Below are 19,574 nucleotides of genomic sequence, written 5' to 3' on the forward strand. Positions count from 1 at the left end.
AAAGGCGTTCCGAACGCTCGTTCGTGTGCTTCGTGCGGAACAGTTCACGTTCAGGCCGAACAGACCATCTTCGCACCCGGATGGCCGACCGGCTCAGGACGAGGAGCAGAAGATGACCATCACCTCGGAATCGTCGCAATACCGGCTCGGTGACGCGCCCGGACGGGTGCCGCTACTCGGCAACGCGCTCAAGATCTTCAAAGACCCACTGACCTATCTACCGAGGCTTCGCGATCAGGGCGACGTCGTTCGCGTGAGACTAGGCTCCGGCACGGCCTACATGGCGGTGACCCACGACGTGGTCCAAGAAGTCCTGCATCGCCCTCGCGTCTTCGACAAGGGCGGGGAGTTCATCGACAAGATGCGCGTCATCCTGGGTGACGGAGTCGGAACCTGCAGCGTCCACACGCACAAGCGCCAGCGCGCCTTCATCCAGCCCGCCTTCCAGAAACACAAGATCACCGGGTACACCGAGGTGATGGCGAAGCACGTCGCCGAGCTGGTCGATTCGTGGCGGCCCGGCCAGGAGATCGACGTGCTGGCGGAGATGAGCGAACTGACCACGCGGGTGACCGCGCAGGCGATGTTCTCCGAAGGCGATCTCGGCACGGAGGCCATCGCCGAGGTACGGCGATCGTTCCCCGTGGTCTGGAAGGGGGTTTTCCGCCGGATGATGCTGCCCCTGCCGGTGGTCCACGAACTCCCCACCAGGGCCAACCAGGATTACCGTCAGGCGCTGGCACGACTCGAAGCGGTCATCGAGTCGATGGTCGCCGCCTATCGCGCGGACGACCGCGAACACGACGACATCCTGTCCGTGCTGCTGTCGGCCCGGGACGAGAGCGGCACCGCGATGACCGACCTGGAAATCCGTGACGAGCTCATGACGATCCTCGCGGCCGGGGTGGAAACGCCCGCTTCCGGGCTGGCCTGGTCCCTCTACCTCACCAGCAGCCACCCCGATGTCGAAGCGAAACTGCACGAAGAAGTCGACGCCGTGCTCGGCTCACGGACGGCCACCGCCGAGGATTTCCCCGCACTTCCCTACACGAACCGGATCGTCAACGAGGCGCTTCGCATGTACCCGCCGGTGTGGTTCATCACCCGGCGCGCCGTGGAGGACACCACGCTGGGCGGGCACCGCATCCCGGCCGGATCCAGCATCCTGTTCAGTCCCTACGCCCTTCACCGCGACCCCACCGTGTTCACCGCGCCGGACTCCTTCGACCCGGACCGCTGGCTTCCCGAGCGTCTCCGGGAACTGCCGAAGAACGCGGTCATCTCGTTCAGTGGCGGGAGCCGTAAATGCCTCGGAGACGTCCTGGCCAACCACGAGATGACGGTCGCGCTCGCCTCCGTCACCGCACGCTGGCGGCTGAGGGAAAAGGCAGGGCATCGGCTCAAGCCCGTCCCGAAGGCCGAGCTGACCATCGGTCATATGCCCATGATCGTCGAACCCCGCGAAACCGGGAAGAGCTGACCACCGTGCACCCAGTCGAACTCAGGATCTGGCCCCCGCCCGAGCACACCTTGCTCCAGCTCCCCGATCTCCTCTCCCCCTACGCCGGCCAACTCGAACAGCGGATCCTGCGCTGGGCGGACGAATTCGAAGTGCTGGACGACGATCGTGCGCGCGCGAAGCTCGAACACACCCGGCTCGGCGAGCTGATCGCGCGCTCCTACCCCCATGTCACGGCCGACCGGCTGGACGCGCTGGCCGGCTGGTTCCTGTGGGCGTTCGTGATCGACGACTGCTATGACGACCTGGTCGGTGACTACGACGCGGCGGCCGAACGCGTGCTGTCGGTCCTGCGCGGCGAGCGCGTCGCGGGCATGACCCGGCTCGACGCGCTGCTCGCCCGGGTCACGGAACTTGTGGTGGACGGCCGCAGCCGGCACTGGCGGGCCCGGTTCGAGCAGCATATGGGGCAGTTCCTGGCCGGGTTCAAGTACGAGGCCGTCAACCGCGCCGGCGGACGGACACCCAATCTGCTCGGCTACACCCAGCTGCGGCGCGCGACCGGTGGGATCACCCCGTCGCTGGATCTCCTGGAGGTCGCGTCCGGCCACGAAGTGCCGGCCCTGCTCCACGAAACCGAACAGTTCCGGATCCTGTTCAACCGTGCCGCGGACGTCGTCGTCTGGGTCAACGATGTGGTGTCCCTGGAGAAGGAACTACGGTCCGGGGAGACCAGCAACGGCGTGCTCGTTCTTCGCCAGGAGATGAACCTTCCGACGCAGGGCGCGATCGACGCCGTCTACGACTTGGTCGACGGGCAGATCGAACAGTTCGAGCGCGCGCGGACCGTCCTTTTCGGACTCCTGCCCGGCTGGAGCGGACTGACCGTGACCGAGCTGGCCGCGGTCGACCTGTTCGTCGAAGGCCTGCAGACCTGGATGCGCGGTAACCTCGAATGGTCGAGGAACTGCGCCCGCTACCGGGTCGTCGACGGCGTCAGGCTGAGCACGGACGCGAGGCTCGTGAACGCGGTGAAGCCGGTAACCGGATGACCTCGACCTCTGATCTGGCGGTTGACCCGAACGCCGCGCGCGCTCGGGTACGAAAGCGTTTGCATGACGTCGTGCGCCGGACTTGTCCCGCCGTGGCGCATATCGCCGGGTACCACGCCGGCTGGCTGGACGCGGCCGGGCGGCCTCAGGCCGAACCCGGCGGGAAGGCCCTGCGCCCGACCCTGGCGCTGTTGGCCACCCGGGCCGTGGGCGCGGACGAAGAATTCGGTGTGCTCGCCGGTGTCGCGGTCGAACTGGTACACGACTTCTCGCTTCTTCACGACGACGTGATCGACGACGACGCCGAACGACGCCATCGGCCGTCCGCGTGGACGGTCTTCGGGAAGCCGGCGTCGATCCTGGCGGGCGACGCCTTGCTCGCCGCGGCGATCGAGGTACTCGCCGGAAGTTCGGCGCCCGGAGCGAGCGAGTCAGTTCGCCTGCTGCTGTCCTCCGTCCAGCGGCTCATCGCCGGGGAGTTCCTCGACGTGACGTTCGAAACCCGCGAAGTGGTGAGCCCGGCGGAGTACCTGCACATGGCTTCGGCCAAGACCGCGGCGTTGATCACCACGTCCGTCAGCCTGGGCCCGATACTGGTGAAAAGCCCGCCCGCGGCCGTGACCGCGCTCGAAGGTTACGGGAAACACCTGGGACTGGCCTTCCAAATCACCGATGACGTGCTGGGCATCTGGGGTGACCCTCTGCTGACCGGCAAACCGGTCTTGGCCGACATCAAACGCCGGAAGCGGTCGCTACCGGTGGTCGCCGCGATGGACACGGGCACGTTCGAAGCCGGCCGGCTGCGCGAGCTCTACCGGAGCCGGGCCGTCATCACCGACGAGATGGCGGCGGAGGCGGCCGAAATGATCACCCGCACCGGTGCGCGCGATCTGGCCGAAGCGGCGGGCCGTCGTCATGTCTCCGCGGCGATCGAGTGGCTCGGGCGGCTCGGGCGCCGCAACGAGGCGATCGAAGGCCTGGAAGAACTGGCTGAGTCCGTTTCGGACCGAAAACGATGAAGCACCCGAGAAGGAGGTCCTCGACCATGACCACCACGCGACGGCACCACAGCACCCGCCCCGCCGAACTTCGCCAGCTCGCCCAAGGTGTTTTCTGCTACTTGCGGGCGCTGCTGCGGGCAACGTTCCGGCGGGATTGACACGGGCGCAGCGGGAAACGACTTACGGTCCACTCAGCGCCCCTGGGGTGGATGCACCGGAAAGTTCACTCACCGAGTGGAGAGCGACATGGCCACGACCTTGTTCCCCCGCCGCACTCGACGGCCGAAACCGCCGTCCTCGGGTGCGGACATCGAGCTGCAACCGCCGCCGAGCGTCCCCGAGGACACCGGCGGCGGCATCAGCTCGGTGCTGATGTACGCGCCCATGGGGCTCGGCTCGCTCGCCATGGTGATGATGTTCGTCCGGCCGGGGGCCGGCATCTTCGCCTATCTCGGCGGCGGCCTGATGATCCTGTCGACGATCGGCATGCTCGTCGCGCAGATGCTGCGCAACTCGGTGACGCACAAGCAGAAGCTCAACGGGCATCGGCGTGACTACATCCGCTATCTCGCGCAACTGCGCGGCCGGGTCCGCAAAGCCCTGACCGAACAACAGACGGCCGCCCGCTGGATCCATCCCGACCCGCACTCCCTCTGGTCCATGGCCCTGGGGTACCGGCTTTGGGAACGCCGCCCGGCACACGACGACTTCGGCGAAATTCGCATCGGCCTCGGCACCCAGCGATCGTCGCTGAACCTCGCTCCCCCCGACAGCAAGCCGATCGAAGACCTGGAGCCGCTCTCGGCACATGCCCTGCGCCGCTTCATGCGTGCCTACTCGACGTTGCCGAACTCGCCGATCGCGGTCTATCTGCGCGGCTTCGGCCAGATCCAGTTCAGCGGGGACGACGAGGCGGTGCTCGGCGTGCTGCGGGCCATGCTCGCCCAGCTCGTCACGGCGCACGCCCCCGGCGACGTGCGGATCGCGTTGTGCGCCACCGAGGAGCGGCTGGAGCGCTGGGACTGGCTGAAGTGGCTGCCCCACAACCAGGATCAGGAAAGTCACGACGCCGCCGGTGCCCGCCGGCTGATCACGACGAGTCTCGACGAAGTCGAGCTGCTCGTCGGTGGTCCTTCGTTCACCGGCAGGCCCCGGTTCGAGGCGGACACTCCGATCACCGCGTCGGAGCCACTCGTCGTCCTGCTGGTCGACGGGGTGTCCGTCCCGTCCGACCACCGGATCGCCGACGAGGGTTACCGCAACGCGGTGGTACTGGACGTCGGTGGCGCTCTGCCCTGGCAGCAGCGTCCGGACGTGCTCTTCCTCGAGATAGACGCCGACGAGATCCGGACCGTGTCCTTCGACCGCGTAGGCAAACCACAGACAGCGCCCTTGTGCCGCCCGGACCACCTCAGTGAGACCGCGGCGAACGCACTGGCCAGGACCATGGCCCGGTTCCGGATCGGCGAGGCCGCCGACGGGGACGACGAACCGCTGGCCGTCGACTACGACCTGGCGGCGCTGCTCGGCCTGGGCGACGTGGCGACCTTCGATCCGGTGAAGTACCGCCGGGAGCGGATGACCGGCAAACGCAGGCTGCGCGTCCCGATCGGCATCGCGTCCAACGGTGTACCGCTGGAACTGGACATCAAGGAAGCGGCCGAGGACGGTATGGGCCCGCACGGGTTGTGCGTCGGCGCGACCGGTTCCGGCAAGAGCGAGCTGCTGCGCACGCTGGTGCTGGCGCTGGCGACAACGCACTCGTCGGAGGATCTCAACTTCGTCTTGGTGGACTTCAAGGGTGGTGCTGCCTTCCTCGGTTTCGATCAGCTGCCGCACACTTCGGCGGTGATCACCAACCTGGTCGACGAGATCGAACTCGTCGACCGGATGCAGGACGCGCTGACCGGTGAGATGAACCGGCGCCAGGAACACCTCCGGGCCGCCGGGAACTACGCTTCCCGGCGCGACTACGAAGCGGCCCGTGCCCAGGGTGTCCCGCTGGAGCCGATGCCGGCGCTGTTCGTGGTGGTCGACGAGTTCAGTGAGATGCTCACCAGCAAACCCGAGTTCATCGACGTCTTCGCGATGATCGGCAGGCTGGGCCGAAGCCTCGGCGTCCACCTCCTGCTCGCTTCCCAGCGCCTGGACGAAGGCCGGATCCACAAGGTGGAAACCCACCTGTCCTACCGGCTCGGCTTGCGGACGTTCTCGGCGATGGAGAGCCGCAGTGTGATCGGTGTGCCGGACGCCTACGAGCTGCCGAACAGCCCGGGCAACGGCTATCTCCGCCCGGACACCCAGACCCTGGTGCGGTTCAAGGGCGCTTACTCCTCCGCGCCGTATCGCGTCAAGCGCCGCCGGATCGACGCCGCGTCGGTCGATCAGAACGTCGTCCCGTTCGGCACGCGCTACGTGGACCCGGTCACCGTCCCGGAACCTGACCCGGAGGAGACCGAAGAACAGAACGACTCCACCGACACCATGCTGGACGTGCTGCTCGGACGGCTGAAGGGGATCGGCCCGCGAGCCCATCAGGTGTGGCTGCCGCCGCTCAAGCAGGCCCCCACGCTCGATCAACTGCTCCCGCCGCTGGTCGACCATGCCGAACTCGGGCTACGGCCGATCGGCGACCTGCAGACCGGCACCCTCGACGTCCCGGTCGGGCTGATCGACCTGCCCGCGCAGCAGCGACGCGAACTGCTGAGCGCCAACCTGGCCGGCAGTAAGGGGAACATCGCCATCGTCGGCGGGCCGCAGAGCGGCAAGAGCACGATGGTGCGTACGGTGATCTGCTCGCTGGCCCTGACCCACAGCGCGAATGAAGTCCAGTTCTATTGCCTCGACTTCGGTGGCGGCCTCACCGCGCTGGCCTCACTCCCCCACGTCGGCAGTGTGGCCAACCGGCTCGACCGGGACCGGGTGACCCGGACCGTGCTCGAGGTGACCAACCTGATGGCGCGGCGCGAAAGCATCTTCGCCGAACACAACGTCGACTCGATGGCCAGTTACCGGCGGGCCCGGCGGGAAGGCCGGTTTCTCGATCTCGATCCGTACGGTGACGTGTTCCTGGTCGTCGACGGCTGGTACACGGTGCGACAGGACTTCGAGGAGCTGGAAGAGCGGTTCAGCGAGCTCGCGGCACGGGGTCTCAGCTTCGGTATCCACCTGGTCATCGCCACCAACCGGTGGTCGGAGATGCGGCCCTGGCTGCGGGACGTGATCGGCACCAGGTTCGAGCTGAAACTGGGCGATCCGGTCGACTCGGAGGTGAACAGCCGCTTCGCGGCGACCGTGCCGTCCATTCCCGGACGCGGTATCACGCCGGACCGGCTGCATTTCCTCAGCGCGCTGCCTCGGGTCGATGGCCTCTCCCGGACCGACGATCTCGCCGACGCCACGGTGGAACTCGCCGAAGCGCTCACCACTCCACAAGCACCGAGGGCGCCTCAGGTCCGGCTGCTGCCGCACAAGCTGACCGTTCGCGAATTACCGGGTCCGACGGCGCCGAATCCGGCCGCGGAGATGCGCGTCCCGCTCGGGGTCGAAGACGTTCACCTGGCCCCCGAATGGCACGACTTCGATGCCAGCCCGCACCTGCTCATCTACGGCGACGCCGAAACCGGTAAGACCAACCTGCTCAAGCACATCGCGCGCTCGGTGGTGGCCCATCACTCCAGCGGCGAGGCACGCGTGATGTTCGGCGACTTCCGACGCGAACTGCGCGGATGCATCCCGGAAGCACACCAGCTCGAATACGCCGTCGGTGCCGAGGCGCTGACGAAATCCATCGCCGGCGCCGCGTCGATCTTCGAAAAACGCATACCCGGCCCGGAGATCAGCCCGAGCCGGCTGCCGCTGCGCGATTGGTGGAAGGGCGGGCGGCTCTACATCATCATCGACGACTTCGAGCTGGCGGAGACGGCGGGCAGCGCGGGCCCGCTGCAGCCGTTGCTTCCGGTGCTCGCACAGGGCGCCGACGTGGGACTGCACGTGATCATCGCCCGCAGCACCACCGGAGGTGGCCGGTCGATGTCGAATCCGGCGATCCGCCGCATGTGGGAACTGGGGACACCCGCGCTGATGCTGTCGTGCCCGAAGTCCGAGGGGGCCTTCCTCGGTAACCTGAAGCCTCGGGTGCTGCCAGCCGGACGTGCTCAGTTCGTCAACCGGCGCCGGGCAGTACGGCTTGTGCAGACACCACTCGTCGAATCCGACGGCCACTGACGAAGCTGATTGGACTGGGGGCCGTCCGGGGGGCTGAACGACCCCCAGCCCGAAACCCGGCGGTGGAGGGGTCCGATCTTCCGCCGGTTCTGGCCCACGCTAGAGCCGGAGTGCGTGGCCGGCCGCGCGGAACGACATTCCAGCCAAGGCCACTGCACGAAAGACGAAGATGCCGTCTGGTTCGCGAAGGACTCCCCAAGGGCCTCTGATTCACTCGGGGAGTCCTTCACTGAAATCGCGGGAGAGCTCGCCCGCCTCATACCCCGTCTTCGTCGGTTTCCCGCACGGGCGCGAGCCATTCGAGCTCGCGGTCGAAATCGAACCAGCGCCATTCCTCTCCGGCTGAAACCAGCGCATGACTGCAATCGAGGAACTCCACCAGCTCCCCGAGTCGTACGGCGAAAGTCGCGGTACCGGCCGGAGTATTCAGCATCATCATCACTCGCTTCGCACCGGTGAGGTCCGGGCCGATCCGCACATCCCCTTCGCCTGACGGCGTGAGCAGCCCCGCGGCAAGCAGTTCCCGCGATACCAGCCATTCCACCTCGATCGCCGAATCTCGAAGAAAGCGCAATTTGACGGCGAACGGGTCACTGGTGTCATACATCAGCTCGCAGTCGACCGGCACCTCCGCGCCGTCGGGCAGCACGCGACTGAACACGATCTCGTGCCGATGTGTCACATACCCGCCGGAAAGATCGTCCGGTATTCCTGAATCAAGTTCGTGGTTCATGAGTTCAGCGTCGGCGCGATGTCTTCATTCGACCTCAATCGATCACCGGACGACGCGCGAACAGCGTTCACAGCCGTTCGCAGGGGAAAGGCGGGCGTTTCCGGCCGCGAAATGTGCCCGAAGTTCTCTGGATCAGGTCGCCCTTGTGCCGCAACCATCGACAGGGCGCGGCCAACCGGCTCGGGAAAGGAATCACGATGCGCGTTGTCCATCCTTCACGACCTCCCGCCCCGAGGATCGTCTTGGCCCTGCTTTCGGCGCTGACCATCAACATGGTCATCGCATTGATCGCGAAAACCCTCGACGAGGGAACCGCACCGGTCGGGCTCTCCCCCACTGAGTACCTGCCCGCGACGGCGGTGGGTTTTCTCATCGGGTCCCTCGGGTTGAGCCTGCTCGCCCGGTTCGCGCCCAAGGCCCCACCGCTGGTCGTTCCGGTGGCCCTGATCCTGACCTGGATTCCGGACCTTCTCCTGCTGAGCGAAGGAGCGACCGCCGTCAACATCACCGCGCTCATGCTCATGCATCTCGTGGTGGCCGGCTCAGTGGTCAGCGCGTTCGCCCGGACGATGCCGGACGTGACGCGGTGACGACCACTCCCGAGGTTTCTCCGCGACTACTCGCGGCGGCCGAGTTCTACCGGGCGAATTTCGCGTGGGATGTCGAGATCGGCGAACGCACGCTCGCCTTGCGGCTCACCGCGGGTACTGCCGCGTTCTCCGTCCCGTTCCAGGCCAAGAACCAGCGGTTCCTCTCGGAGAACGCCGCGATTTCGCGATGCCCGTTGATCCTCACTCCAGGTGCGCATTTCCGTGTGCACGCGCTCGTCGACGCGAGCGACTTCGTGATCCCGGATCAGGACCTGCCCGACGATGTACATTTCCACCGGCCGCTGAGCAAGGTTCTGCTCCCACCGACGGTCGGCGCGCGCGGGGCCGTCCGGTGGCTCCGTGAGCCATCGACGAAGGAGCGCTGGCTACCGTTGGCTTCCGGCGTCTTCGCAGCGCTCTCCCGGTCGAACCGAAGGCTTTCCGGATATCGCCGCCGAACCTGGCGCGACCAGGACGGACTCAGCTGATCACGCCCGCGCGCAAAGCCAGCAGCACCATTCTGGACCGATCCCCCGTTTGCAGTTTCCGGCCTAGATGGGCGAGATGCCCTTTTACCGTGTTCGGCGAGACCAGCAACTCGGCGCCGATCTCCTGGTTCGTCCGCCCGTCGGCCACCAGGCGGAGTATTTCGATCTCACGTTCCGAAAGAACGGCTTTCCGGACGGCGAACTCGGCCACGACGCGCCTCTCCTCCGGAGCCGATTTACCGGAAGCCGGTCGCGCCAACGGTTGGGACGAATCCACCAGATAGCCGACAGCGTCCGCGCGGAGCGCCGCGTGTGCGAGAGCGGGATCACGCGAACCGGTGACCACGACCACCCGCTCCGCTCCTCGCCGGTACAGGTCTCCGACGAGCTCCGAGATGGCGCCCGAACCTCCAGCCGTATGGAGGACGGCCAGATGAACCCGGCTCGCCGCGGTCGCTCCCCGGCCTAAGATACGAGGCGTACTGCCCTCGATGACCCGCTCTGCCCCCATCGTTTTCAGCCGCCCGGCGAAAGCGCGCCGCCTGCGGTGTTGAGAATCCACCACAACTGCTCGAAAACTCCCGGTTCGAGGGTGCCCCGATTCCTGACTCAGCGGCCCATCAGGTGTGGGCCGAATTTTCACGTGGGCGAAGGTCATCGATGTCGAATTGTTTTCGTTCATGGCTTCGCCGAATCTTAATTCAGCCAGATGAACAGTCAAGAAGACGGCCCGTTTTTCGGTCACCCCTGCCCTTTAGGTCTACCTTTCAGGTGCGGCACGCGGAAAGTTCACCAGAGTACCGATCATCCCACGTACCAAGGCATCGGCCCCAAGGCCGGCGTCTCGATCCGGCGAAGGTTCGTCCGAGTGGGCGATGCGCCCACCTGGCGCCCCACATCGACCCTTCCGAAGAATAAGGAGGAATCGACTTTTCCCACCTTCACAACAAAAGCAATTCACGAAACAAGCTCATGTTCGCCAGAGATGCCTAGATCCAAGGATTGTGCCCTTATTTCCCTTTTCGCCGAAGCCAACACCGGATAATGTTATTCCCGTGACACCCGATCGGTTCCCCCACCGATCCGCGTCACCGCAAGGAAAACGACCGCGGCTCCTCCGGTTCCTCACTTCCCCCGCCCGGAGCGGGCTCCGGCCAGCACAGCGGAACACGTGCCACTGGCGCGCGGGACCGCTGGACAAGGAGAAACCGACGACGATGCACCCCTCATCGTCGCCGGTTTCTCCTTGTCGCCACCGCGCGAATGTTCCCTCGCGATTTCTCGCGTTTCGACCGTCGATACTGCTCGCCCGGTTGCCCGGGCGAGTCGGCCGTCCACACCGGTCTCCAACGACACCATTCAGGCACTGGGCAGTGTCTCTTCGGGGACAGGTCTCCCCGCCCGTTCCCAGTCGGCGAAGAGGATGACGATACGCTGCCACAACAGGCGGTCCCCGATCTCCGCCACCTCCATCCGGGGGCGCTGCAAGTGTTCATCCCAATGAGTGAGGACCCGGACACCGGTGTTCGCCGCCTCGTCGATGAAGAGGTGCTCGTCGAGCGACCAGTGAATGCTCCGGCGGGTATGCACCACCGAAGGCAAGACCGCGTGAACGATTGCGGCCGCCGCACGATGTTCGATTCCGGTGATGAACACCGCCGGCGCCAGCGGACTCTTGCGCAGAGAGCCGATGAGGGCGCCTCGATCGGGCGGCCGCTTCGGAACGCGGCAGCGTCCGACGAAGTGCGGCCGGCCACTTCTTTCAGGAAGGTTGTTCATGCCTCGATATTCGCACTTGCGGCGCGTTCAAAGAAGGGAAAGTGCTCACTGGCGGACCAAATACCGGCAATAGACGACAAAAGGGCGGCTGTCAGTATCCGAAATTCTGGGTCCAGTACGGCCCGGCGTCGGACAGGAAATACACGCCGACACCGATCGTGGTGAATTGTGGATTGACAAGGTTGGCGCGATGCCCCGGGCTGTCGAGCCATGCCTGGACCACGGTACGCGGGTCGACCTGACCTCTGGCGACGTTCTCACCGCCGGGATTCGGGTATCCAGCCGCGCGCATCCGGTCGGCGGGTGTACTGCCGTCCGGCGCGACGTGCGCACAGAAGTTCTTGCGCGCCATGTCCTTGCAGTGTCGCCGGGCGGCGATCCGCAGCCGCTCGTCAGTCTTGAACGGTTCCAGCCCGGCTTTCTTCCGGAACAAGTTGACCAGCCGGGTCACCGCTTCCTCCTGCCTGACCTGATGCGCGGTGCTGCCCACGATCGAAGCGAACGGCGAATCCCGCTCTACAGGCCCAGCGTTATCGGCGGTCGTTCCGACCACCGAGTCCACGACCGGTGTGGCCTTACGGCGCAGTGGAGGTCGCGAGGCGGATCTGCCACGCTTCCGGCTTCGACGACCCTGGGGCATGCGACCCTCTTCCAGTCTACCGGAGATCTCCTCTCCGAAACGCTAACATGAGCGTGGTCCCCGATCCCGCCGCCGGACTCTTCGTCCAAACGAATCGCCCGTCCGACCAGGATTCGACACTGAATACTCCGGGGTAGTAATACACTGAAATTGACCCCATCAACCTATATGTCACTCGTCGGCACGGTGTTGACAATGCGCCAACAATGCGCGAACGCGCTGCTCCGAGGCATTCGGGTGACAGGTTCGCCACGAACGGGCAGTTCGATTGCCCCAAAGTGCGGCCAACATTGCGTCTTCCCGAAATAAAATGATGAAGTCGATATTTCGGGTGGGTCAACGGGGAGGAAAGTGACTTCATGCGGGGCGAAGCCGGCCGGGAAATGCGCCGACATAATCGATCTTCGGTGCTGACCACGTTATACCACGGTGGCCCGTCGAGCCGGGTGGAGCTGAGCGACGCCACCGGACTGAGCTGTTCGGTGGTGAGCCGGGTGGTCGCGGACCTGCTGGCGAACCAGGTGATCCGCACCGCGGGGGCCGCGGATTCACGAGGCGGGCGACCGCGGATCCTCGTCGAAGTGAATCCGGCCTACGGGTCGGTCGCAGGTGTCGATGTGACCGAAGAGAGTGTTCAAATCGGGCTCTACGACTTGACCTTGCGACAGCAAGCGGTTTCCCATTTCAGAGCCCCGGAAACCTTGACGGACGTCGGCGCCCTTTCCCAGCGGATCATCGCCGGCTTGCGATCGGTCGAACGCGCGGCGAAGACGAACCGCGGTGCCATCATCGGCGCCGGGGTCGCCGTGGCCGGCCCTCTCGGCATGACCGACGGCGCCGAATTGGCGGCCGAATTGGCCGATCGCAGCGGACTGCGTATCGTTCTCGGCGACAACCGGGTTCGTTCCCTCGCCCGCGCCGAAGGCTGGCTGGGCGCGGCGGGAAAGCCGGGACGCACGGCTGTGGTGGTGCTCGAAGCGGAGGCGCACATCGTCCTTGTCGAAAACCGGCTCATCGAATGGTCCGGGGAATGGGGGCATACGACGTTGGTCTTCGACGGACGTCCGTGTCGATGCGGCTCGCGCGGATGCGCCGAGACCTACATCGGCGCCACGGGGGTACTGGAACGTCATCGTCAGCTTTCCGGCGGCACACCGAAGCCGGGTTCCAAGGCGGGCCGCCGGCTTTTGACAGCGCCACAACCCGGGCTGGCGCAGGAGACCGTCGGATATCTCGGTGCCTCCATCGTCAGCATGAGCAACCTCCTCATGCCCGAGCGGGTCGTCCTGACCGGCTGGTTCGGCCGCGCCTTGAGCGAGCGGCATCTCGGCGAGCTTCGCGAATACGTCGCCAAGAACGCGTTCCGGCCCACCGCCGTCGAGGCAGGCATCTCCACCGCGGCCACCGCCAGGATCGGCGCGGCTGCGCTGCCGGTCTGCGCCTTCCTGAAATACGGGCTTGACCCACGCAAGGTCAAGCCGCTCGAGAACGGCAGGCCGACCGGATTCCCTCTCGAGGTTCCCTGATGGACACGATTGACGGAAAGGTGACCACATGTCGACGTACTGATCAAAGCGCTCAGCCCCGTACGGATGAACGTGCTCAGGTGTTGGTCGGTCCGGCTCGTGCACCGTTCTGGCCGAGTGCCCTGGCGAACCAGTCGATCCGGCCAACAGCGACCTGTCCTTCGAGGGCGGCCGCCCTGTGCTCCAGCGCTGCAAGGTGAAGATCGGGCACGGGCGAGGCGCGCGAGGACGGCGCCGACATCCGCGTGGCCGTCGACGCGAGGGAAACCCTGCTCATCCACCCCGGCGTGGCGGCGCCGAAAAAAATAGTCTTGGACAGGTGTCGCTCGCGAGCGAGTGGCGTACCTACTTGACTGAATTCAGTGATTGGTATATTAGAGATCAGGAACCCTCCAATACATAAATTTCACCGAGGACCAACTCGCGAATCGATGGCTGGGGCTCAAGCCTGCGACCGAGCAGATGATCACTGAGACCGAAAAACGTCTCGGTGTTCCATTGCCACCGAGCCTGCGCGGGTTCCTGCTGGTCAGCAATGGCTGAGGACAGGTCAGCGGGTGGACCAACAAGATTTTACCATGTGAGGATATCGACTGGTTCACCAGTTTTCATCAGGATCCGGACTGGGTTGAACACGATCCTGAAGGCGAGATCGCCACCAGTCTGATGGTGGCTGACGGTGAGGACGTCTTCTTGCTCGACACGGCCTGTGTTTCCGAAGGCGGCGAGTATGCTGCTCACATGCTCACCGTGAACGACGGAGGCTTGGGCGACCCGGTCGGAAGTTTCGGCGAACTTGTTGTTCTAGGACGTGAAGAGCTCGAAGAGCTGCGCGAAACCGACCGCTAGAGTCCGGATTCGGCATTTCGTATCGGTGTACTGATCAGGGCGTTCAGCCGCACACGGATGAACGTGCTCACGTGTAGGGTCGGCGCGGCACGCGCGCAGGCCTGCGCCACAGGGTGCTTCCGCACCGTCCGCCGGTTCAGCTCTGCCTCCTTCGCGATCTTTGACGCTTCTTCACCTCACCGTCGGCACGCCACAAGCCCTGAGTACGTTCCCCGTACCCCGACACCACAGAAGGCGGCTTCGTGGATACGGTCCGGCAGTCCGCCCCCGGGCGAGGGGCACACCTGTTGGCCGAAAACCGGTCATTTCCCCGCCGTCCCGGAAAGCCGTTCTAGGCTCAGGCAGGTCAGCGGAGTTACGGTGATCCTAGGTGTCCGAGCGCCGCAGACGACCGCAGCGACCGGCGAACGCGGCGCGGATCGGGACCCCGTCCGCACCCCGTTCGCCGGCCGTCGCCGCGGGCATGACGTACATCAACGAGTTTTCCGGGACTCTGACCGTGAAGATCACCGTGCGCACGCGCGGTCAAATCCAGAAGGCTCGAAGCGGAGGCTGCTGAATGGCGACGCCGGGCTTTTCTTCGAACCTCCTCGATGGAACCGGGCTTCCGATCTGGATCAGTGACTTAGCCTGCTTTCATGACCGCGGCGACTGTCTGCACGTGGTTCGTGACCTTGCTCCGGCGACTGCACTGGCGGTATTGGGAGCGGATTCGACGCTCATCCGCCCATGCGAATTGCCGAAGATCAAGCAGGGTTACAACGTCTCCCTGGGCGCCCTCTCCCTCGCGACCGAAGCCGACCGCTGCGGGACACTGCTGGCAGGCTGTATCGGTCCCTGGACGTTCGTTTACGACGACCTGGGATTGGCGAACGACGACCACAAGACGCAGGGGCTGTCCGCAAACGGACGTGACGCCGCGGCGGCCGAGTATTCGATCAATGCCGTGGCACGATTGAGCTATGCTATAGATGGTCAGGAGATCTTCGAGAGCAGTCATGACAACCTCGTTCTCGAAGACGATCTGGCAGGTATGACGCCCGAGCTAATCGCGGCCTTCGGAGATGCCGGCACGTTCGATCTCGACTACCTCCCTGGCGAACCTGACTCCGAAATCTTCACCCGCGTGCTTTGTGCCCTCGCCGACCTGCGATGCACTCTCGACGACCTTCGCCGGACACCGCTTCTTATCGCGCCGTACTAGTGCGCCGTGATTTCGCGTCATAAGTTCAAAGAGCGGCGGTGTGCGGTGGGTCGGGTTGGTCGTGAGTGGCGATTCGGGTTCTATTGAGAAGCAAGGCAAATATGGCGTGATCGAGTCTCCTGCTGAGCATGGCCTTCGCGGCACGGACCGAACTGGCCCACCGGAGCCGGTCTCGACCCCGATCGCCCACAAGGGACACTCGTTCCAGGTGAAATGCCCCTTTTGGGGACTTTGTGCGGCCTTGCGCGTGGGGTCGTGAGTGCTAAAGAGGGTTCTAACCCCCTTTAGCACTCACGACCCCACGCGGAAAATCCATATGGCCATAAATCAGACACTCAGCCGTCCCATGTGGACACTCGGGGCACCCCTGATCGCGTCCAGTCCGAAACCGTGTCCTCGGCAGCGAAGAGGGCTGCGCAACAGGATCGATCGTGCCATATTTGGCTTATCGCCCAATAACCCGATTCGCCACTCACGACGCCTCGTCTGACAGGGCTGCGGTCAATAACCTCGGTAAGCCCCGCCGTTGGCCATCGCCTGCAGGCCGGGCACTTCCCCGATCGAACCGTATCGGTCGAGCGCGTAACGTACTCCCGCGATGATGTTGTCAACCGGGTTGTAGATGTCGTCGTGCCCCGGCAGCTTGTGCGCCTCGAACGTCGGGTCGATGCACTGCATCAGTCCCTTGGAAGGGTGTCCCGCCGCCGCGTTGGAATCCCACAGGTTGATCGCGTTGGGGTTCCCGCTCGATTCGTGCTCGATGATCGCCCAGATGTTCGCGATATCCGCCTCGGACACCGGCACGCCGGCGGCCCGCAACTCCTTGATGGCCTCCAGGATCCACTCCTGGACATTGCCCGGCGGCATCGTGGCCGGTGGGCCGCCGCTGGTGACGGCGGGAAAACTTCCTGTCCCGCCACCGCCACCGTCGGCCGCACCGCTTCCGCTCGAGGCACCGGCGCTTCGCGGTGCCGGGCCGGGGGTGTCGGTGGACGGCTTCCGTACCGCCGAGAAGGTCCCGCCGGTCTGCCGGCCCAACAGCTCTCGCGTGTGCCCGATCTTGGTGTCCGCCTCCGTCAAGAACCGGTCGACGTCGGCATCCGCGGCCTTGGCGACCTCGACGGCGCGATCGGCGGCTTCGGCAAGGATCACCGCGGGTGGTTTCTCCGGCGGCACCGCGCCGACGACCTGCCGGTCGATCGCGTCCTGGCGCGCGGCCGCCTTCGCGGCGGCTTCGGCCGCTTCAGCGTCGATCCGCCGGATTTCCCGCCGGGCTGCCTCGACCCGCTCGCCGGCCGAGGTCCGGATGCCGCTCAGCTGTTCGCGAAGGGTGGAAAGCTCATCGGCGACCACGCCGAGGCGGCTCTCGAGCTGCCGACCGGCACCCGCGAGCTCGTCCACGTAGCCGTAGAAGCCGTCAGCCGTCCGACCGGTCCAAGCTCCTTCGCGGAGACCGAGAGCGGCGGCATTCAGTTTGCCGGTGTGGTCGCCGAGGTGTCCCGCCGCCTGACGGAATCCCTTCGCCGTTTCCTCGATGCGTTCCGGCTCGAGTGCCTCGATCTGTTTGGCCTTCGCCTCCACCGCAGCCCACTCGGGCGGCATCGGCGCGGTCATCGGATCTCGTCCAGCCAGGCGTTGCCGACTTCCGTCGTGGCCGGCCGCGCCGAGTCCGCCGGGGAGGCCGGCGCGGAGGACGGACCGGTGGCGTGATGCACGATCCTCGCGTTGTCCGTGTCGACCCCCTGCGCATCACGGGAGGTTTGCCGCAACTTCGCCGCCGAACGGTCCAGATGCTCGATGGCATGTCCTAATTCCCCATAGACGCCTGCCTGGAACCCGGTGACGGCTTCGTGTGCGCCGCCGCCCGAACCAAAGCCGCCGAACGGGCTGATCGCGCCGGTACCGTCCCCGAGAAGGTTGCGCGCCCGGTCCAGCTCGTCCCTCAGCGCGGCTATGCGTTTGCTCGCCGCTTCCATCGCCGCAACGTCGTACTGGACCACGACCGTCTCCTCCGGGCTCGTTCGCCTCCACCGAGAGTGCCTCGGCGGAGGCTCACGCAAGCACGCCACGTCCGGCCGGCCGCCCTTCGGAGGGAAATCCTCCGCAGGTGACACACGCAGGTCCGGTCAGGGGTGGCTGCGCAGCACCTTCTCCACGTGCTCGCGGTCCGAAGAAGGCAACCACCAGGATTCCCATGGCGGGATCAGCCAGCCCAGTTCCGCGGCGGCGGCGCGGATCACCCCGACCGCGCGGGTGATGGCGCCATCCGCCCTGTCCGGCCGCCACAGAACCGAGAACGGGTACAACGGGACCGGGTCGACCACCGGGATCACGACGACACCGTCGGGTACCGGGGCGGTCAACGGTGCGATCGCGGGCAAGCCGTAAGCCAGGATCGCCGCGTTGGCGGCGCTGCGCCCGTGGCCGTGCAGCTTCTTCGCGTGCGTCAGACCGAACTCTTCGGCGAGTTGCTCGTTCCAGTTGTGCCAGTCCAGTGCCCGGTCGGAAGTGTGGAGCAGCAGAGGATGGTCTTTGATCTCCCGCATCCGGAGTTCGGCACGGCCCGCCAAGGGATGGCCTTCGGGCACGACGAGCCCATGGGGCTCCAGCCGCACGAGTTCGTGGCGGATCGCCTTCGGCAGCACCATCCCCGGCCAATGCACGCGGCCGAACGCCATGTCCAGCCTGGCTTGCGCGAGATCGGGGAGCACACCCGCCAGCCCCTGTCCCTGGAGGACTTCGAGGGGCTGTCCGGACAGCCGTTCGCGAAGGACCTGCGCGATCGCGTTGGTGACCAGGCCCTCGGTGATCACGTCGATCCTGAGCGGTAAGGCCGTCTGCCCGAGTGCGGTGACGAGGTCTTCCGCGTCGGCGAGCAGGCGGCGGCCACGCTCGACGAAGACCGCGCCCGCGTCGGTCACTTCGACGTGGCGGCGGTCGCGGATGAACAAGACCACGCCCAGTCGTTGCTCCAGCTGGCTGATCTGGGCCGACAGGGTCTGCTGGGCGATGGCCAGCCGAGTCGCCGCCCGCCCGAAGTGCAGTTCTTCGGCCAGGGCGACGGCGTATCGCACCAGTCGAAGGTCGAGGTCGGTCACGGGCTGACCGTATCCCGCTGTCACAGACGGCTTCAAGGTACCGGGCAGGGTGGCGGCCCGCCCGATCGGATGAAGCCGACGCGGCAGCTGAGCCCGGCTGTTCAGCGGTCGTGCGGGAAAGTCCTACATCTCGCCTTGCCGCTCGACCCGCCAGGGGCGGCTTCGCATCATTGCGGACAGAGAGAACCGGAACGCTGGCGGGCACCCGTTCGCCGCGCCCACCCGGGCCCGGCCGGACGGAGCACCCGATGACCACGTTTTGTCCTGATCTTCCCGCGGAAGCCGACGAGCACCATCGGCTCAGCCAAGCCGGACTGCTCCGGCTGGTGCGGGCCGCCCAACGGGAACTTCGGCTCCCGGGCCGCGGCGGACAGACGAGTGCGGCCATGAGCGAACTTCTGGGGGTGGTGTACCCCGCGATCCTCGCCTACTGCCGGATCAGGCTCGGGCCGGACACGCACCGGATGTTCACCGCCGACGACGTGGCCCAGGAGACGGCCATCGCGCTCCTCACCGCACTGCCCAGATATCACGACCAGGGCCACTCGTTCCTCGGTTACGTCTATCGCATCGCCGAGAACAAGGTCATCGACACCCGGAGACGGCACGGGCGTGACCGGTCGAACCCTGTGGCTTCCCCGCCCGACGGCCCGCAGCAAGGCTCCTCCCCCGAGGACCATCTCCTGACCAAGGAGTTCATGGCACGGCTGCACGGGCTGCTCCGCTATCTTTCGGACAACCAGCGTGGCGCGGTCTGGCTCCGGGTCTTCGAGGGCCTTTCCCCCGCGGAAGCCGCGGAACGGCTCAACACCACTCCCGGTTCGGTCCGGGTCGCCGCACACCGCGCGCTGCGCCGGCTCCGGCACCTGACCCCGCCCGCCGACCCGCTGCTGAAAGCACCGCGATAAAGCGACCCGATGAGGCCGGG

20 protein-coding genes are annotated in these 19,574 nt (G+C 65.9%); 11 read left to right on the plus strand and 9 right to left on the minus strand.

The genetic code is table 11. The annotated features are described in order from the left end of the window. Window positions 1–112 precede the first annotated feature (112 nt). The 4 genes from DMC64_RS36995 to eccCa all read left to right on the plus strand — a co-directional run bounded on the left by DMC64_RS36995 (window position 113) and on the right by eccCa (window position 7,739). Window positions 113–1,480: a cytochrome P450 gene (locus DMC64_RS36995; RefSeq protein WP_125737295.1), complete on the plus strand. Its 1,368-nt coding sequence runs from the start codon at window positions 113–115 to the stop codon at window positions 1,478–1,480. A 5-nt stretch (window positions 1,481–1,485) separates the two neighbouring features. Next, window positions 1,486–2,511, plus strand: a complete 1,026-nt coding sequence (locus DMC64_RS37000) for a hypothetical protein (RefSeq protein WP_125737296.1) — start codon at window positions 1,486–1,488, stop codon at window positions 2,509–2,511. Window positions 2,512–2,582: 71 nt separating this feature from the next. Beyond that, window positions 2,583–3,530 carry a polyprenyl synthetase family protein gene (locus tag DMC64_RS37005; protein WP_158634304.1) on the plus strand — a complete coding sequence of 316 codons (948 nt, stop codon included), beginning with the start codon at window positions 2,583–2,585 and terminating at the stop codon, window positions 3,528–3,530. A gap of 228 nt (window positions 3,531–3,758) precedes the next feature. Then, a complete protein-coding gene (gene eccCa, locus DMC64_RS37010) occupies window positions 3,759–7,739 on the plus strand; it encodes a type VII secretion protein EccCa (protein WP_125737298.1) in 3,981 nt (1,326 codons plus the stop codon). 256 nt (window positions 7,740–7,995) lie between these two features. On the opposite strand, the gene DMC64_RS37015 is transcribed toward eccCa, so the two are convergent. Beyond that, a complete protein-coding gene (locus DMC64_RS37015; RefSeq protein ID WP_125737299.1) occupies window positions 7,996–8,472 on the minus strand; it encodes an SsgA family sporulation/cell division regulator in 477 nt (158 codons plus the stop codon). 242 nt (window positions 8,473–8,714) lie between these two features. Between DMC64_RS37015 and DMC64_RS37020 the strand changes: the two genes are divergently transcribed. Together DMC64_RS37020 and DMC64_RS37025 are read left to right on the plus strand one after the other, a co-directional pair. After that, window positions 8,715–9,062, plus strand: coding sequence for a DUF6069 family protein (locus DMC64_RS37020; protein ID WP_233629954.1), 348 nt, complete (start codon window positions 8,715–8,717; stop codon window positions 9,060–9,062). Next, complete coding sequence (locus DMC64_RS37025) at window positions 9,059–9,550, plus strand: hypothetical protein (protein WP_125737301.1); 492 nt, start codon at window positions 9,059–9,061, stop codon at window positions 9,548–9,550. The genes DMC64_RS37020 and DMC64_RS37025 overlap by 4 nt, the downstream gene beginning before the upstream one ends. Here DMC64_RS37025 and DMC64_RS37030 read toward each other — a convergent pair. From DMC64_RS37030 to DMC64_RS37040, 3 genes are all read right to left on the minus strand, one after another. Further along, window positions 9,543–10,295, minus strand: a complete 753-nt coding sequence (locus DMC64_RS37030) for a response regulator transcription factor (RefSeq protein ID WP_233629955.1) — start codon at window positions 10,293–10,295, stop codon at window positions 9,543–9,545. The genes DMC64_RS37025 and DMC64_RS37030 overlap by 8 nt on opposite strands. A gap of 614 nt (window positions 10,296–10,909) precedes the next feature. Further along, a complete protein-coding gene (locus DMC64_RS37035; RefSeq protein WP_125737302.1) occupies window positions 10,910–11,329 on the minus strand; it encodes a hypothetical protein in 420 nt (139 codons plus the stop codon). A 91-nt stretch (window positions 11,330–11,420) separates the two neighbouring features. After that, window positions 11,421–11,891, minus strand: coding sequence for a CAP domain-containing protein (locus DMC64_RS37040; RefSeq protein WP_233629956.1), 471 nt, complete (start codon window positions 11,889–11,891; stop codon window positions 11,421–11,423). Between the two features lie 437 nt (window positions 11,892–12,328). On the opposite strand from DMC64_RS37040, the gene DMC64_RS37045 reads away from it, so the two are divergent. After that, a complete protein-coding gene (locus tag DMC64_RS37045; protein ID WP_125737304.1) occupies window positions 12,329–13,495 on the plus strand; it encodes an ROK family protein in 1,167 nt (388 codons plus the stop codon). Window positions 13,496–13,571: 76 nt separating this feature from the next. Here DMC64_RS37045 and DMC64_RS37050 read toward each other — a convergent pair whose 3' ends face one another. Then, on the minus strand, window positions 13,572–13,772 hold the full coding sequence (locus tag DMC64_RS37050) for a hypothetical protein (RefSeq protein WP_125737305.1): 201 nt from the start codon (window positions 13,770–13,772) through the stop codon (window positions 13,572–13,574). A gap of 158 nt (window positions 13,773–13,930) precedes the next feature. Here DMC64_RS37050 and DMC64_RS43710 point away from each other — a divergent pair, with 158 nt between their 5' ends. After that, window positions 13,931–14,038, plus strand: a complete 108-nt coding sequence (locus DMC64_RS43710; RefSeq protein WP_370325549.1) for an SMI1/KNR4 family protein — start codon at window positions 13,931–13,933, stop codon at window positions 14,036–14,038. Between the two features lie 150 nt (window positions 14,039–14,188). Next, complete coding sequence (locus tag DMC64_RS42835; protein ID WP_158634305.1) at window positions 14,189–14,344, plus strand: hypothetical protein; 156 nt, start codon at window positions 14,189–14,191, stop codon at window positions 14,342–14,344. 366 nt (window positions 14,345–14,710) lie between these two features. Here the strand turns inward: DMC64_RS42835 and DMC64_RS42840 are convergent, their stop codons facing one another. After that, window positions 14,711–14,863 carry a hypothetical protein gene (locus DMC64_RS42840; protein ID WP_158634306.1) on the minus strand — a complete coding sequence of 51 codons (153 nt, stop codon included), beginning with the start codon at window positions 14,861–14,863 and terminating at the stop codon, window positions 14,711–14,713. A gap of 40 nt (window positions 14,864–14,903) precedes the next feature. Here DMC64_RS42840 and DMC64_RS37055 point away from each other — a divergent pair, with 40 nt between their 5' ends. Next, window positions 14,904–15,548 carry a hypothetical protein gene (locus tag DMC64_RS37055; protein WP_125737306.1) on the plus strand — a complete coding sequence of 215 codons (645 nt, stop codon included), beginning with the start codon at window positions 14,904–14,906 and terminating at the stop codon, window positions 15,546–15,548. A gap of 501 nt (window positions 15,549–16,049) precedes the next feature. Here DMC64_RS37055 and DMC64_RS37060 read toward each other — a convergent pair. From DMC64_RS37060 to DMC64_RS37070, 3 genes are all read right to left on the minus strand, one after another. Continuing rightward, complete coding sequence (locus tag DMC64_RS37060) at window positions 16,050–17,162, minus strand: transglycosylase SLT domain-containing protein (RefSeq protein ID WP_125737307.1); 1,113 nt, start codon at window positions 17,160–17,162, stop codon at window positions 16,050–16,052. Further along, on the minus strand, window positions 17,159–17,548 hold the full coding sequence (locus DMC64_RS37065; protein WP_125737308.1) for a hypothetical protein: 390 nt from the start codon (window positions 17,546–17,548) through the stop codon (window positions 17,159–17,161). Before DMC64_RS37065 ends, DMC64_RS37060 begins: the two co-directional genes overlap by 4 nt. A 126-nt stretch (window positions 17,549–17,674) precedes the next feature. Further along, window positions 17,675–18,646 carry a LysR family transcriptional regulator gene (locus DMC64_RS37070; protein WP_125737309.1) on the minus strand — a complete coding sequence of 324 codons (972 nt, stop codon included), beginning with the start codon at window positions 18,644–18,646 and terminating at the stop codon, window positions 17,675–17,677. A 248-nt stretch (window positions 18,647–18,894) separates the two neighbouring features. Here DMC64_RS37070 and DMC64_RS37075 point away from each other — a divergent pair, with 248 nt between their 5' ends. Next, window positions 18,895–19,554 carry a sigma-70 family RNA polymerase sigma factor gene (locus DMC64_RS37075; RefSeq protein ID WP_125737310.1) on the plus strand — a complete coding sequence of 220 codons (660 nt, stop codon included), beginning with the start codon at window positions 18,895–18,897 and terminating at the stop codon, window positions 19,552–19,554. Window positions 19,555–19,574: the final 20 nt, after the last annotated feature.

It is taken from the genome of Amycolatopsis sp. WAC 04197, assembly GCF_003947475.1.
Lineage (GTDB): Bacteria > Actinomycetota > Actinomycetes > Mycobacteriales > Pseudonocardiaceae > Amycolatopsis > Amycolatopsis japonica.